Consider the following 13282-nt stretch of genomic DNA (forward strand, 5'->3'; position numbering starts at 1 on the left):
CTTTTTATCAGCATACTGCAAAGCCGGGCGACACTGCCAGCAAAATGCATGCAATCGGGCGCGGGGCAGGGCGCAGGGCGCGTCCGGTGGCGCGCGGCGTTGTATTTCATGGCGCGGCGGCCCTGCGCGCGGGTGCGGGCGACGCATATCCGAGCAAATAGTTGACTAGCATGATAGTATCCTAATTACAACTAGTGTTGAATGCCGCGCAATCTTGCGGCCAGGCATGCGCAAGGCTGTACCGGGCGCTTTTCTTCTTTCTGGTGTCGATACCCGTATGCGTATTCCTGACCTTTCTTCCCTGCGGCGCATTGCTGTTCCCCTCGCATTTGGCGGCAACAGCGAACAGCAGCACACCTATTTTGCGGAGCTGCACCGGGTCGGCATGGTCACGCAGCTGCTGGGCATCATTGCCTATAGCCTGACCTGGCTGATGATGCCGGAGCCTTATCATCCGAACTTCTCGCACGCCGTGCTGGCGCTGCTGGGCATGTTGACGAGCCTGATCGTGCGCTACCGCTGCACCACCTTGCCCGTGCTGACCATTACGGGCGCCTGCGCCGTGCTGACCCTGACTTTTGGCCTGCGCACCATGGCCGACGCCGTCCATCACGCCAGCTTCTGGGTCTTGCCCGTGGGCGTCTTCATGACCCTGGCCATCGCCTCCATCTTCAATGGCGGCCTCAGCTATCTGGCCGTGGTGGCCGGCGTGTGGTGGAACGTGGGCCACGGCCTGTATCCCGTCAACGCTGGCTTGCCCGACCAGTCCTGGGCGCCGTTGATGATCGCCGTCAGCATCCTGTTCGGGCTGGCGCTGAATGTCAGCTTCAGCTTGTTGCGCTTGCGTAACTACCACTCCAAGCTGGAATTGACGCGGCTGGCCTTCCAGGACAGCCTGACGGGCCTGAACAACCGCCGCATGTTCACGCAGCGCGCCCAGCAGATGCATGGCGCGCCGCAGGGCGGCATGCTGCATTTCCTGATGATCGATATCGACGATTTCAAGATCATCAACGACCAGCAGGGCCACGATGCGGGCGACGAGGTGCTCGTGCGCACGGCCGCCATCATCGCCGACAAGGCGCAGGGCCATCTGTGCGGGCGCCTGGGCGGCGAGGAATTCGGCGTCGTCTACGCGGGCGACCGCGAGGCCGTGCGCGCCTTTGCCGGCGCCCTGGTCGCTGCCGTCAGCCAGGCGTTTCATGCCGCACAGTTCGTGTCGATCAGCGTGGGCGTGGCCGAACTGGACCGGGGCAAGGACCTGGGCCACAGCTACCGGCTGGCCGACGAGGCGCTGTACCTGGCCAAGCGGCAGGGCAAGAACCGCTACGTGATCGCCTGATGCAAGGCCGAGGGTGTTGTTGCCATGTCAAAAATGGCCGCTGTGCGGGGCAAAAGGGGGGCAAAGCCCCAAGTTCCGGTCATAAGACAGGGGTAAAACGGGTATAATGCGCGCAAAGGAAATTTGCCGTACGAAAGATATTGTCATACCTACCTTTAACCCGCAGCCACGCTGCATCAACCACCTTCCAATCATGTTGATACTGCCGGGTTCCAATGCCCTGTCCCATTTCCGTAGCCACCGTCTGTTAAGCCAACTGCAAGCCGTCTCGCCTGCGATTGTTGCCGTACAAGCACGCTATGTCCATTTCATCGATGCCAGCGCGCCTCTCACCAATGACGACAGCACGCGCCTTGGCGCCTTGCTGACGTACGGCGAGCCGGCCCACGCTGACAATACGGAAGGCGCTGCCGAAGAATTCTTCGTCATCCCCCGTTTCGGCACGATTTCGCCGTGGGCCTCGAAAGCCACGGACATCGCGCACAACTGCGGCATGGCGCACATCAAGCGCGTCGAACGCGGCATCGCTTTCCGCATCAACCTGAAATCGGGCATCCTGGGCAGCGCCATTGGCGCCGGCAAACTGACGGACGAGCAGGTGCAAGCCGTGGCCGACCTGCTGCACGACCGCATGACGGAATCCGTGCTGCGCAGCGCGGACGACGCCAAGGACCTGTTCCGCACCCTGGAAGCGCGTCCACTGGAATCGATCGACTTGCTGGGGCAGGGCAAGCGCGCACTGGAAACGGCGAACACGGAACTGGGCCTGGCGATGTCGGAAGACGAAATCGACTACCTGGACGCCGCCTTCACCAAGGCCGGCCGCAACCCGACGGATGTGGAACTGATGATGTTCGCGCAGGCGAACAGCGAGCATTGCCGCCACAAGATCTTCAACGCCGACTGGACCATCGACGGCGTGGCGCAACCCAAATCGCTGTTCGGCATGATCAAGAATACGCATGAGCTGCAGCCGAAGGGCACCGTCGTTGCCTACAGCGACAACTCGTCCATCATGGAAGGCGCGACCGTGTCGCGCTTCTACCCGCGCGGCGCCAGCCACGAATATGCGGCGTCAAACGAACTGACGCACACCCTGATGAAGGTGGAAACGCATAACCACCCGACGGCCATCTCTCCCTTCCCGGGCGCTTCCACGGGCGCGGGCGGCGAGATCCGCGACGAAGGCGCGACGGGCCGCGGCGCCAAGCCGAAGGCCGGTTTGACGGGTTTCACCGTATCGAATCTGTCGCTGCCGGACGCCGTGCGCAGCTGGGAAACGGCCGCTTCCGTGACGGCGCCATTGGCCTCGCGCACGGATGCGGACCAATACGGCAAACCGGAGCGCATCGCTTCGCCCCTGCAGATCATGATCGAAGGCCCATTGGGCGGCGCCGCGTTCTCGAACGAGTTCGGCCGTCCGGTTCTGGGCGGTTATTTCCGCACGTATGAGCAGAACGTCGGCACGGACAAAGACGCCGTGTTCGGCTACCACAAGCCGATCATGATCGCGGGCGGCATCGGCAATATCTCGGCGCAGCACACGCACAAGAACGACATCCCTGTCGGCAGCCTGCTGGTGCAGCTGGGCGGTCCGGGCATGCGCATCGGCATGGGCGGCAGCGCCGCTTCGTCGATGACCACCGGCAGCAACACGGCCGACCTGGACTTCGATTCCGTCCAGCGCGGCAATCCGGAAATGGAACGCCGCGCCCAGGAAGTCATCAACGCCTGCTGGCAAATGGGCGCGGACAATCCGATCATCTCCATCCACGACGTGGGTGCGGGCGGCTTGTCGAACGCCTTCCCGGAAATCACCAACGATGCCAAGCGCGGCGCGATTTTCGACCTGCGCAAGGTGCCGCTGGAAGAATCGGGCATGGCGCCGAAGGAAATCTGGAGCAATGAGTCGCAGGAACGCTACGTTCTGGCCATCGCGCCGGAAAGCCTGCCACTGTTCAAAGCCATGTGCGAACGCGAACGCTGTTTGTTCGCCGCCGTGGGCGTGGCCACCGAAGAGCGTCAATTGAAGCTGATCGACCCGGAACTCGGTAACGAACCGGTCGACATGCCGATGGACGTTTTGCTGGGCAAGCCGCCGAAGATGCAGCGCGACGTGGTCCACGTGGCCAACGATTTCCCGGCGATTGATCTCACCGGCATGGACCTGGTTGATGTAGCGCAAAAAGTGCTGCTGCTGCCGACCGTGGCCGACAAATCCTTCCTGATCACCATCGGCGATCGCAGCGTGGGCGGCATGACCGTGCGCGACCAGATGGTGGGACCATGGCAAGTGCCGGTGGCCGATTGCGCCGTCACCACCATGAGCTTCGAGGGCTACCTGGGTGAAGCGATGGCCATGGGCGAACGCACGCCGCTGGCCGTCATCGACGCAGCAGCTTCCGGCCGCATGGCCGTGGGCGAAGCCGTCACCAACATCGCCGCAGCAGCCATCGGCGACATCTCCGACATCAAGTTGTCCGCCAACTGGATGGCCGCTTGCGGCCAGCCTGGCCAGGACGCGGCCCTGTACGACACGGTAAAAGCGGTCGGCATGGACCTGTGCCCGGCGCTGGGCATCAGCATCCCCGTCGGCAAGGATTCGCTGTCGATGCGCACGACGTGGAAAGACGACAGCACGGGCGCGGCGAAATCCGTCACGTCGCCGGTGTCCCTGATCGTGTCCTCGTTCGCGCCAGTGACGGACGTGCGCAAGTCGCTCACGCCGCAGCTGAAGACGGACAAGGGCGACACGTCCTTGATCTTGATCGACCTGGGTCGCGGCAAGAACCGCCTGGGCGCATCTGCGCTGGCGCAAGTCATGGGCCAGTTGGGCAATGAAACGCCGGACGTGGACAGCGCGGAAGACTTGAAAGGCTTCTTCGCCGCCATTCAAAAGCTCAACAGCGACGACAAGCTGCTGGCCTACCATGACCGTTCGGACGGCGGCCTGTACGCCACCCTGACGGAAATGGCCTTCGCCGGCCACACGGGCATGTCCGTCAACCTGGACATGCTGACCATGGAAGGCGAGCACTCGAGCGACTGGGGCGACGCCAAGAACTGGACGGGCCAGGTGGCGGAACGCCGCAACGAACTGACCCTGCGCGCCCTGTTCAGCGAAGAGCTGGGCGCCGTGATCCAGGTGCGCGCGGAAGAAAAATCGCTCGTCATGGACGTGCTGCGCACCTTCAACCTGGGCGCCTGCAGCCATATCATCGGCAAATTGAACGACCGCGACGTCATCGAATTCACGCGCGACGCCAAGCTGATCTACACCCAGCCGCGCGCGGACCTGCACCGCCTGTGGAGCGACACGAGCTGGCGCATCGCCCGCCTGCGCGACAATCCGGCTTGCGCGGACGCTGAATACGACCGCCTGCTGGATGTCCAAGATCCGGGCATGTCGCCGATCGTCACCTTCGACCAGAACGAGAACATCGCCGCGCCATTCATCGCCACCGGGGTGCGTCCCCGTGTCGCCATCCTGCGCGAGCAGGGCGTCAACTCGCACATCGAGACGGCCTACGTGATGCACCAGGCAGGCTTCACGGCGGTCGACGTGCACATGAGCGACCTGATTGCCGGCCGCGTCAAGCTGGACGACTTCCAGGGCGTCATCGCCGTGGGCGGCTTCTCGTACGGCGACGTGCTGGGCGCGGGCGAAGGCTGGGCGAAAACCATCCTGTTCAACGCCAGCCTGGCGGAACAGTTCGCGCGCTTCTTCAACCGCACGGACAGCTTCGGCCTCGGTATCTGCAACGGCTGCCAGATGATGAGCAACTTGAAATCCATCATCCCCGGCGCCCACGCCTGGCCCAAGTTCACGCGCAACAAGTCGGAGAAATTCGAAGGCCGCTTTGCCATGGTCGAAGTGATGGATTCCCCATCGATCTTCTTCAACGGCATGGCCGGCACCCAAGCCGGCATCGCCATCGCCCACGGCGAAGGCTACGCCGACTTCTCGCAAACGGGCGACATCACCCAGGTCACCAAAGCCATGCGCTTTGTGGACAACAAGGGCGCCGCCACCGAAGCGTATCCATACAACCCGAACGGCTCGCCGGAAGGCATCACCTCCGTCACCACGCCAGACGGCCGCTTCACCGTGCTGATGCCGCACGCGGAGCGCGTGTTCCGGAGCGTTCAACAGTCGTATCACCCTGAAGCGTGGGGCGAGGACTCGCCGTGGATGCGCATGTTCAGGAATGCACGGAAGTTTGTGGGGTAATCAGTTCGCTTGCAGAGCAGCGCTGGAGTTCAAGGCGCTGCTGCTGGGGTGGGAATGAGGAAGCCGCTGTCGGGAGATAGCGGCTTTTTTCTTGTGGAGTAAAATAATTACAGTATTGCTACTTCCTCTATATCCGTGCCAGCGATAGATACTGAATATTGCCGTTCAGATAAGCTTCGATAGGCGCCAACCAAGTTTATTTTACTGAAAAAAGGCAGGTCCTCTCTAACTGAGGCACATTTTGCCCCTAGCACTAAAAAAACCACTTCATAGTCTTTTGCCATAAATTTTATTTCTGGAATAAGTTTTCTGGATTTATACTTTAGCTGAGTTCTGGCGTTTGTTCTAAATTTCTGATCTGATATTAATAGCTCTGCTGCAACTCTTCCTTGCGCAAATAAATGGCTCAATCCACTGGAATTACCTTTCTTATGTTTTACATGAATGAATTTATTTCCCATCAATAAATCGCAAACCTCGATTGGTGAGGCACTTGAATCGGATTTAACTAATTTCTTATCTAGTAGGTCGCACTCTAATAAGGCAGAAACTCTTATATTGTAGTCGCCTTCAGACTCGTAAATATTGTTACTTTCTTTCTTTGGCATGGCGTCTTTGGAGCCTTTTCTGATTTTTTCATTTTTTTCCTTCGGAATCATCTTTACTTTTGGGAATGCTATTTCTGATATCGGTATAAGATTTAGCGCATCGTTTACTCTCTTAATGTAATCTTGATCTATGGTAAACCACTCTTTGTCAAATAGTATGTGTAACTTGTCGCCGTCTGAATATTCAAAGTATATACAGTCGTATATGGAGAAAGAGGTTGCTTCGACCTCCTTGCTTTGATGGCAAAAAAGTCTATGCGATTTTAATTTCTCGATTGATATTTCATCGGGTGGGTTGGTTAAGTAATAGTCAGATATATCAGGACTGGCCTTGTATTCTTTTTTTGAATTTGTATAAGAAAAACCAAATATATCACCCCAATCAATGATGCTTGGCAAGGTGAGTTTTGTTTTTTCGGTATCCTTCGCCTTAAGTTTTTCCAGTAGAGCATTATTGAGCTTCTCAATTTCTGCGCCATTTTTAATTCTTTGTATATTATCAACCCAGGCAAATCTGTCCTTATAATTAGGTTGCAATGATTTTTTTGCCACTTCTTTGGCAATATCAAATAATTCTGAGTAATTGAAAATTGTGGCCGAGAAACTATAGTGCCCGCCACTGCCTGATATTCCATGCCATGGTATTCCTTTTATTGCGTCGCCTGTTACTGCTTTCAATACATCTCTACTAACGTCTACACCAAAATCATTTATGTTTGAACTTTTTGTTGCCTGGCTTCTTTTTTGAATTGGCGCGACATCAAGAGATAATAGATCAACTGAGCGCAATGTGTCGTGATTTAATGTGTTTAACGCAGCTTTAATTCCAAAATCACTAGATAAATCATCGTCATTTAATAAATATCTGCCATATCCGAACGAAAATGCAATAATTCCATCTTCTAACCGAAGTAGTAAAACAGCTGATGATGACAGTGTTTCTAGTCCGGGAACTTTTTTTCCATGTATTTTATCAAGATAATTCGCCCATATCGGTCTTGTTTCATCTGTGGGTTTTTTCTTGATATAAATGATTCCATCAAGTCCAAAAGTTTTATCGATTTCTAGGGTTTCAACATCTTTAATGTCTACGCTTAATAGTCCTGATAAGTTGGCAATCTTCTTTGATGTATAGAAGGCACTTAAGTGTATGGTGAAAGGCTTTTTTTTATTTTCAAGCCCTTCTTCTTTGTTTTTATAGGCTTCAATAGGTATTGCATCAACTAGATTATCTGTTTTCATGATTTATCTCGCTATTGTAATTGCAGTTGATTTTAGTGATTTTATGTAATTAATTTCATTTTTTTGTCTTTTAGGTATTTTTTGACGTGAGAAATCACAACCCCGTCGCCACCCCCACAATCACCACCGCCGACGGCACCAGCAAAAACTGTGCAATCAGCGTCCCCGCCAACCGGCTCCCCACCAGCCATACCACCGCGCGCCGGAATTGCGATTCTTCGATCTTGCCCTCGATGACGTCATCCGTCATGCCCGACATGTGCGGGTCGATGAAGACGGCCATCATGATGGTGGCGCCGCCGTTGATGATGGAGGACAGGGTGCTGGAGGTGACGCGCACGCTGGGGTCCAGCACGCCCGCGTACAGGGCCGCGAAGACGCCTACCGTCCACAGGGCCGTGGCGATGACGTTCATGGCGGTCATGGAGACGGAAACGCCCGATTGTTGGCGCAGGCCCGTGACGTTGGCGGGCTTGGGCAGGCTGGCGGAGGTCTTGAGGTAGGACAAGCCGCCCTTAAAGACGGCGTGCAGCAGCAGTTTCGGCACGGACCTGTGTACCTGGAAATGCTCGACGGCGCGGCAGAAGGCGCGCTGAAAGGTGGGGATCAGGATCGCGCCCAGTAAGGTCGCCAGACTGGCGGAGAACAGCAGCCAGCGGAAGTCGCCCAACAGCGTGCTGGCGGCGACGTGCTGGTCGATGCCTGTTTCCACCCGCTTGGCGAGAAATGGCCCGAGGAAGGAATTCGAGGTGCGCGACAGCAGCATCAGAATGCTGAACAGGGCCAAGGACACGGCGATGCGCCGCGTGCGGATGCCGGCGATGCGCACGGAGTAGGCGAGGGTGCCGATGATGTGGATGATGAACGTCAGTGCACAAATCAACAGCAATTGCTTGTCCATCACAACCTTGCAATAAAGAAAATGTAATTCCATGCTGCCATGAAGTTACTTATTTTTCAACTGCAAATTATTTAACTTTGCGTGTGGCTCAATTGGTGGTGGATTGCAGTTGTTTTTCAGGGCAAGGCATGGCGATCGGCAAACGCGGCGCGCTCAGTTGCGCGCTTGTTGCTCGTCCCTTGCTTGTATTTCAAGCTTGCACCCTCAACTATCCCTGGTGGCGGCATGTGTTGCCGCTCGATATGCACCAACCAAACCGGAGGTACACCATGAGTTTCGATTCCTTTCTGTCCAAACTGAAGAGCAAAGCCAGCGAACTGAAAACCGAGGCCTTGAAGTACAAGAACAAGGATTTCCTGAATGCCGCGATGGCGGGATCGGCCCTGATCGCCATGGCGGACGGCAGCGTCAGTGCGGAAGAGAAGCAGAAGATGGTGAAGTTTATTGAAAGCAATGATGCGCTGTCCGTGTTTACCACCACGGACGTGATCAAGGCTTTCCAGGAATATGTCGGCCAGCTGGAGTTCGACAAGGATATCGGCGAAGCCAAGGCGTATCAGGCGCTGGGCAAGATGAAGTCGAATGTGGAGGCGTCGCGCCTGCTGGTGCGCATGATTATCGCCGTCGCTTCGTCGGACGGCAATTTCGACGCCAACGAGCAGCGCGTGGCCAGCAAGATCGCGCGCGAGCTGGGCTTGAATCCTGCGGAGTTCGAGCTGCAGTAAGCGCCAAGCCAGCCGGCCGGCCAGCCCCGGCTGGCTAGCTTAATCCTTGTCCCACCACGGCGGCGCGTCCTCCGACCTCGGGCATGCCGTCTTCAATGCACTTATCTTGTAGCGGATCTCGATCACCTGCCCATGGTGAAACGGACCGCGTATCCAGTCGCCGGAATGAAAGAGGTAGGATTTGCCATTGATGCAGCGTTCGGTCGGCATGTCGCCGATGGGGCCGGTCGAACGCAGGGTGACGCGCACTTCGCCAGTTGCATCGAGCGGCGCGTCGGCGCTTGCATACAGTATATCTATGCCGACATCGCAGACACTGGTGCTGCCTATCTTGCTGCAGTACTTGATATACGTTTGCTGGCGCGCCGTGACCATGTGATCCTCATGCCGCATCGGCTTGCCGTCGTCAAAGGTAAAGCGCAGGACGACTTGCGTGGGCTCGCTGGCAGGGTGGCGCGTGGTGCTGGTGCAGGCGGCGCTGACGAGGGCCAGCAAGGGCCAGGCCAGCAGGCGCAGGATGCCGCGCAGCAGCGCCGGGATCGGGTTGTTGCCGGATGGGTGTTGCATGTGGCGTTGCCATTTGTCTCATGAACGGGGCGCCGATCATAGCATGCGAAGGCAGCGGCTCCGCTAGCACGTGCCGCGATTCAATTCCTGCAACACCTTCTTGCACAGCATCCCATAACCGACCCCCGTGCCCCGCTTGTGTGTTGCCAGGTCGTAGCCGGCGCTGATGTCGTCCCACGCCACGCTGCCGGGCAGGGGGCGCAAGTCGTCGTCGAGCTCCATCTCGAAATGAATGAAGTGGCCATCGGCGCTCAGCAGCTTGCCGTACACGGCGGGCATGCCGGGGCAAGCCAGTTGCAGGTCGAGCATGAGGGCCGTGCCCAGCGCCACGCCATGGCTGGCCGCGCACTGGCGCAAGGCGTCGGGCAGGGGGCGCGCGCGCCACCAGGCCGCCGTCTGCTTGATGGCGGCCTGGGTCAGCGCGTTTTGCTGCTGGACAGAATACTGTTTGCTCATGGCTGCCACCCATGCGGCACGCGGCTTGCCGCCCTAACGCGATGCCAGGCCCATGCTTTTCACATGGGCTGGCACGATCTCGCCGCTGGCCAGTTTTTCGGCCGGTACCCGCATCAGCACTTCGCCACCCACGCTGCCGTCGTCGCGCAGGTCGATGCGCATGGCCAGTTGCTGGTCGAGCGCCACGAAGCTGTCGCTGCCGGTGGCGATGATGCGGTGTTCTTCCTGGTCATCGATGCGCGCATACATCATGGCGCCGATAGTTCCCGCGTTGCGCAGGTAAAGCACTTGTCCGTTCGACAGCTCATAGCCGCCGCGGAACGGGGCAAACCTTTCCGCACTCATGAAATGTTTGTGTGCCGGCAATTCGATCGTGTGCAGGCGTCCGCCGGGAACGACGACGGTCTGGCTGTCGGGCAGCGTTTGCGCATTTGCCAGCAGGGCGCAGACGCCCAGGGTGCCGGCCAAGATCCATGTTTTCATTTTTTTACCCATCCTTGAACTGTGGTGCCGTCCGCTGCCGGCGCGGCGATATTGATGCGGGTGACAGGGAAACCGAACCGGCTGGTCCGCAAGCGCTGCTGTCACACTGGCAAGGCGCGGACTGCCGGTGTTGCCAGTGTAGACAGGCAAGATGCACCGCGCATCATCCGATCGGATGACACGGCCTCATGCATCGAGCACGGCCAGGTGCGCCGTGGCGCCGTGGATCAGGGCAATCAGCTCGCCCTGGCGCCGCGTATCCGTCTTCAAATAGGTATGGTGCAGATGCGTCTTGACGGTGTTGACGCTGATGCCGCCCTGCGCGGCGATTTCCTCGATGGTGGCCCCTTGCGCCAGCGCCTTGCCCACTTGCGCCTCGGCTTGCGTCAAGTCAAACAGCTGGCGCAATGCAGGGACGGACGTGCTTGCTTTGGTGGGATCGCGCGCGATCAGCAGCGCGCATGGCGGCTGGCAATCGGCAAGCGGGGTGACGGTCAGGGCGAGGGGGGCTTGCTGCTTGCGCGTCAGGCGCAGCGACTGGCATTGCGCCGCGCCGCCGGCGCTGGCGATCACCAGGCGCACGGCGCGCATCAGGGCGGGCGGGGCAGCGTGTTCCAGCTGCGCCGCATGCAGGGCGTGGCCGGCGGGAGTGGCGAAGCGTAATCCGAGGTTGGCGTCGAGCACCAGCACGACGGCGCCCATCGCGTCGAGCGCTGCCAGCGCACAGTGGCTGGCCAGTTGCGCTTCGCGCAAGCGCTGCTGCAGGCACAGGGCGCGCTGCAGATGCGGCAAGAGCTCCTGCCATTGCTGGCCGCTGAGGCCGGCACTGTCGAGCTGCGGCCAGTCGCCGATGCCGCAGGCCGAGTCGTACATGGCGCCGATCAGTTTGCCCACATTCATTGCCGTGCTCATGCTTGCCCCCAATCCTGATTACATCAGTGTGCCGCGGGCGTGCAGGTGCGGAACTGGGTAAGGGCAGTGTGGTACAGCGATTGGCCCCACCTTTGTAAGGAAGGGCTGGACGCTGCCATCTGGCCTGGGCATCTTTCAAGATAGTATAAATATGGCACCGCTGCAATGCGGTGCTGCAGCTGATTGCGGATGTCCGTTACGCACTTTCGGCAACCAGGCGTTCCAGGAGCATGCGGGATTTTGCATCCCTGGCATGAACACAAGGTCACCAAGCTCTTTTGGGCCGAGCGCGCCTGTGACGTTCGTGTGCAACGATCAAGTTTCCGCTCTGGCTGCAGTCAGTGCAACCTGGAATGGACCGGTGCCAGGCGCAGCAATGGTCAAAGTCAAATGCATGATGACTTGGCCGTTCATCGATACCGCATAGCTCGTGCTCGATAGGCCTGCAGTCGCACTGGCCGGCGTGACCATCTTCGATTGGTAGGTGGCCCCCTGGGTCTTCAAATAATCCAGGAAGCCGACCACCAGATTCCTGGTCATCGACGCGTCCAGGTCATTTGCAAAGACATTGCATGCGCTCTCGCCGATACTCGTCAGGACGAAGCGCGAGTTGTCGAGTTGCACGTTCCAGGCGTTACCAGAGTAAGCCCCCAAATATACTGCCGCATCGATGCTTGATAGCTTTTGAAAGCCCGGCCGTGCTAACCAGGCCTGGAATTTTTCCGGATAGGGGAAGTTCATAAAACAGCCTTGAACGAACTGGTCAACGACCTGCGCGGTAGCCAATTCGGACGCTTTAGGAGAAGCGCAAGCGGCGAAAGGGGAAACAAACAGCAGAAGTGCCGCAACGATTTTCTTCATGAATAACCTTAAATTTAATAGGTACCTATCCGTTTCTGGCCGCTACCCGACAGCCGGAATAGTTCAGTGTACGAGGTTGTTGCTTTCACGGCAAGTTCGTCAGGTGCCCGATGGGTGAGGACAAGGAAACTGGCGGAGACAAAAAACCGGGAAAATGGCGATTTTGACCGCGCGCTATAGCATCCGAAGCAATCGGACACATGGAAAACATATCCATAGGGTAAGCTTCGGGGCTAAGCTATTTCGCAACTCTATCAAAATTACATGACCTCCATAATGATCCCCGACGTCGCCCTGGTCGACAATACCGAACAACGCACGCCGCTGGTGCTCGTGCTGGACTGCTCCGGCAGCATGGATGGCGAACCCGTCTCGCTGCTGAACGAAGGCCTGGCCTTGCTGGAACAGGAACTCAAGTCCGACGTGATCGCCGCCAAGCGCGTGCGCATCCTCGTGATTCAATATGGCGCCCACGATGAAGCGGTCGTGGCCAGCAACTGGTGCGATGCCATGGATTTCACGGCGCCACGTCTGGAAGCGAACGGCACGACGCCGACCGGCGCGGCCGTGGAACTGGCCCTGGCTGAGATCGAGCAGGAAAAGCAGCGTTTCCGCGCGGCAGGCGTGGCGTATACGCGGCCGTGGCTGTTTTTGATGTCCGATGGCGAGCCGACGGACCGCTGGCAGCACGGCGCCGAACAGGCGCGCGCGGCCGAGCAGGCCAATAAAGTGGCGATCTTCCCCATCGCCGTGGGCGACCACGCAAACATCGATACCCTGGGCGAATTCTCCAGCCGTGGCGAGCGGGGCGTGAAGCAGTTGAAAGGCTTGCAGTTCCGCGAACTGTTCCTGTGGCTGAGCGCCAGCATGCAGGTGGTGTCGCAATCGCGTCCCGGCGCGCAGGCGCAACTGGCCTCGACGGACGGCTGGTCCGTCGTGAGTACGTGAAAGCCA

The 13282-nt window shown here is 58.3% G+C and carries 11 protein-coding genes; 4 read left to right on the forward strand and 7 right to left on the reverse strand.

The window, feature by feature from the left end; genetic code table 11:
* The first annotated feature begins 277 nt into the window (after positions 1-277).
* Together BLT98_RS00515 and purL are read left to right on the forward strand one after the other, a co-directional pair.
* A complete protein-coding gene (locus BLT98_RS00515) occupies positions 278-1342 on the forward strand; it encodes a GGDEF domain-containing protein (protein ID WP_170846247.1) in 1065 nt (354 codons plus the stop codon).
* Positions 1343-1535: 193 nt separating this feature from the next.
* On the forward strand, positions 1536-5573 hold the full coding sequence (purL, locus tag BLT98_RS00520) for a phosphoribosylformylglycinamidine synthase (protein WP_092604793.1): 4038 nt from the start codon (positions 1536-1538) through the stop codon (positions 5571-5573).
* A 107-nt stretch (positions 5574-5680) separates the two neighbouring features.
* Here the strand turns inward: purL and BLT98_RS00525 are convergent, their stop codons facing one another.
* Both BLT98_RS00525 and BLT98_RS00530 read right to left on the reverse strand, forming a co-directional pair.
* Positions 5681-7423 (reverse strand): TIGR04141 family sporadically distributed protein, encoded by a 1743-nt coding sequence (locus tag BLT98_RS00525; protein WP_092604794.1) that lies wholly within the window; start codon positions 7421-7423, stop codon positions 5681-5683.
* Between the two features lie 94 nt (positions 7424-7517).
* A complete protein-coding gene (locus BLT98_RS00530; RefSeq protein WP_092604795.1) occupies positions 7518-8324 on the reverse strand; it encodes a lipid II flippase Amj family protein in 807 nt (268 codons plus the stop codon).
* A 269-nt stretch (positions 8325-8593) separates the two neighbouring features.
* Between BLT98_RS00530 and BLT98_RS00535 the strand changes: the two genes are divergently transcribed.
* Positions 8594-9049, forward strand: a complete 456-nt coding sequence (locus BLT98_RS00535) for a tellurite resistance TerB family protein (protein WP_092604796.1) — start codon at positions 8594-8596, stop codon at positions 9047-9049.
* A 39-nt stretch (positions 9050-9088) separates the two neighbouring features.
* Here BLT98_RS00535 and BLT98_RS00540 read toward each other — a convergent pair whose 3' ends face one another.
* The 5 genes from BLT98_RS00540 to BLT98_RS00560 form a co-directional block, all read right to left on the reverse strand.
* On the reverse strand, positions 9089-9616 hold the full coding sequence (locus BLT98_RS00540; protein WP_092604797.1) for a hypothetical protein: 528 nt from the start codon (positions 9614-9616) through the stop codon (positions 9089-9091).
* A 63-nt stretch (positions 9617-9679) separates the two neighbouring features.
* A complete protein-coding gene (locus BLT98_RS00545) occupies positions 9680-10072 on the reverse strand; it encodes a hypothetical protein (protein ID WP_092604798.1) in 393 nt (130 codons plus the stop codon).
* Positions 10073-10105: 33 nt separating this feature from the next.
* A complete protein-coding gene (locus BLT98_RS00550; RefSeq protein ID WP_139178926.1) occupies positions 10106-10555 on the reverse strand; it encodes a hypothetical protein in 450 nt (149 codons plus the stop codon).
* 186 nt (positions 10556-10741) lie between these two features.
* Positions 10742-11467 carry a helix-turn-helix transcriptional regulator gene (locus BLT98_RS00555; RefSeq protein ID WP_083299630.1) on the reverse strand — a complete coding sequence of 242 codons (726 nt, stop codon included), beginning with the start codon at positions 11465-11467 and terminating at the stop codon, positions 10742-10744.
* A gap of 315 nt (positions 11468-11782) precedes the next feature.
* Positions 11783-12328, reverse strand: a complete 546-nt coding sequence (locus tag BLT98_RS00560; RefSeq protein ID WP_092604800.1) for an NMCC_0638 family (lipo)protein — start codon at positions 12326-12328, stop codon at positions 11783-11785.
* Between the two features lie 264 nt (positions 12329-12592).
* Between BLT98_RS00560 and BLT98_RS00565 the strand changes: the two genes are divergently transcribed.
* Positions 12593-13276 carry a vWA domain-containing protein gene (locus tag BLT98_RS00565; protein WP_034787343.1) on the forward strand — a complete coding sequence of 228 codons (684 nt, stop codon included), beginning with the start codon at positions 12593-12595 and terminating at the stop codon, positions 13274-13276.
* The last annotated feature ends 6 nt before the right edge of the window (positions 13277-13282 follow it).

Source organism: Janthinobacterium sp. YR213, from assembly GCF_900099875.1.
Taxonomy (GTDB): Bacteria; Pseudomonadota; Gammaproteobacteria; order Burkholderiales; family Burkholderiaceae_D; genus Janthinobacterium; species Janthinobacterium lividum.

Excerpts from the sequence above, each read along its gene's own strand:
- BLT98_RS00525 (WP_092604794.1), bottom strand. The coding sequence starts at position 7,423 with ATGAAAACAGATAATCTAGTTGATGCAATACCTATTGAAGCCTATAAA.
- BLT98_RS00545 (WP_092604798.1), bottom strand. The coding sequence starts at position 10,072 with ATGAGCAAACAGTATTCTGTCCAGCAGCAAAACGCGCTGACCCAGGCC.
- BLT98_RS00530 (WP_092604795.1), bottom strand. The coding sequence starts at position 8,324 with ATGGACAAGCAATTGCTGTTGATTTGTGCACTGACGTTCATCATCCAC.
- BLT98_RS00560 (WP_092604800.1), bottom strand. The coding sequence starts at position 12,328 with ATGAAGAAAATCGTTGCGGCACTTCTGCTGTTTGTTTCCCCTTTCGCC.
- BLT98_RS00540 (WP_092604797.1), bottom strand. The coding sequence starts at position 9,616 with ATGCAACACCCATCCGGCAACAACCCGATCCCGGCGCTGCTGCGCGGC.
- purL (WP_092604793.1), top strand. The coding sequence starts at position 1,536 with ATGTTGATACTGCCGGGTTCCAATGCCCTGTCCCATTTCCGTAGCCAC.
- BLT98_RS00515 (WP_170846247.1), top strand. The coding sequence starts at position 278 with ATGCGTATTCCTGACCTTTCTTCCCTGCGGCGCATTGCTGTTCCCCTC.
- BLT98_RS00565 (WP_034787343.1), top strand. The coding sequence starts at position 12,593 with ATGACCTCCATAATGATCCCCGACGTCGCCCTGGTCGACAATACCGAA.
- BLT98_RS00550 (WP_139178926.1), bottom strand. The coding sequence starts at position 10,555 with ATGAAAACATGGATCTTGGCCGGCACCCTGGGCGTCTGCGCCCTGCTG.
- BLT98_RS00535 (WP_092604796.1), top strand. The coding sequence starts at position 8,594 with ATGAGTTTCGATTCCTTTCTGTCCAAACTGAAGAGCAAAGCCAGCGAA.
- BLT98_RS00555 (WP_083299630.1), bottom strand. The coding sequence starts at position 11,467 with ATGAGCACGGCAATGAATGTGGGCAAACTGATCGGCGCCATGTACGAC.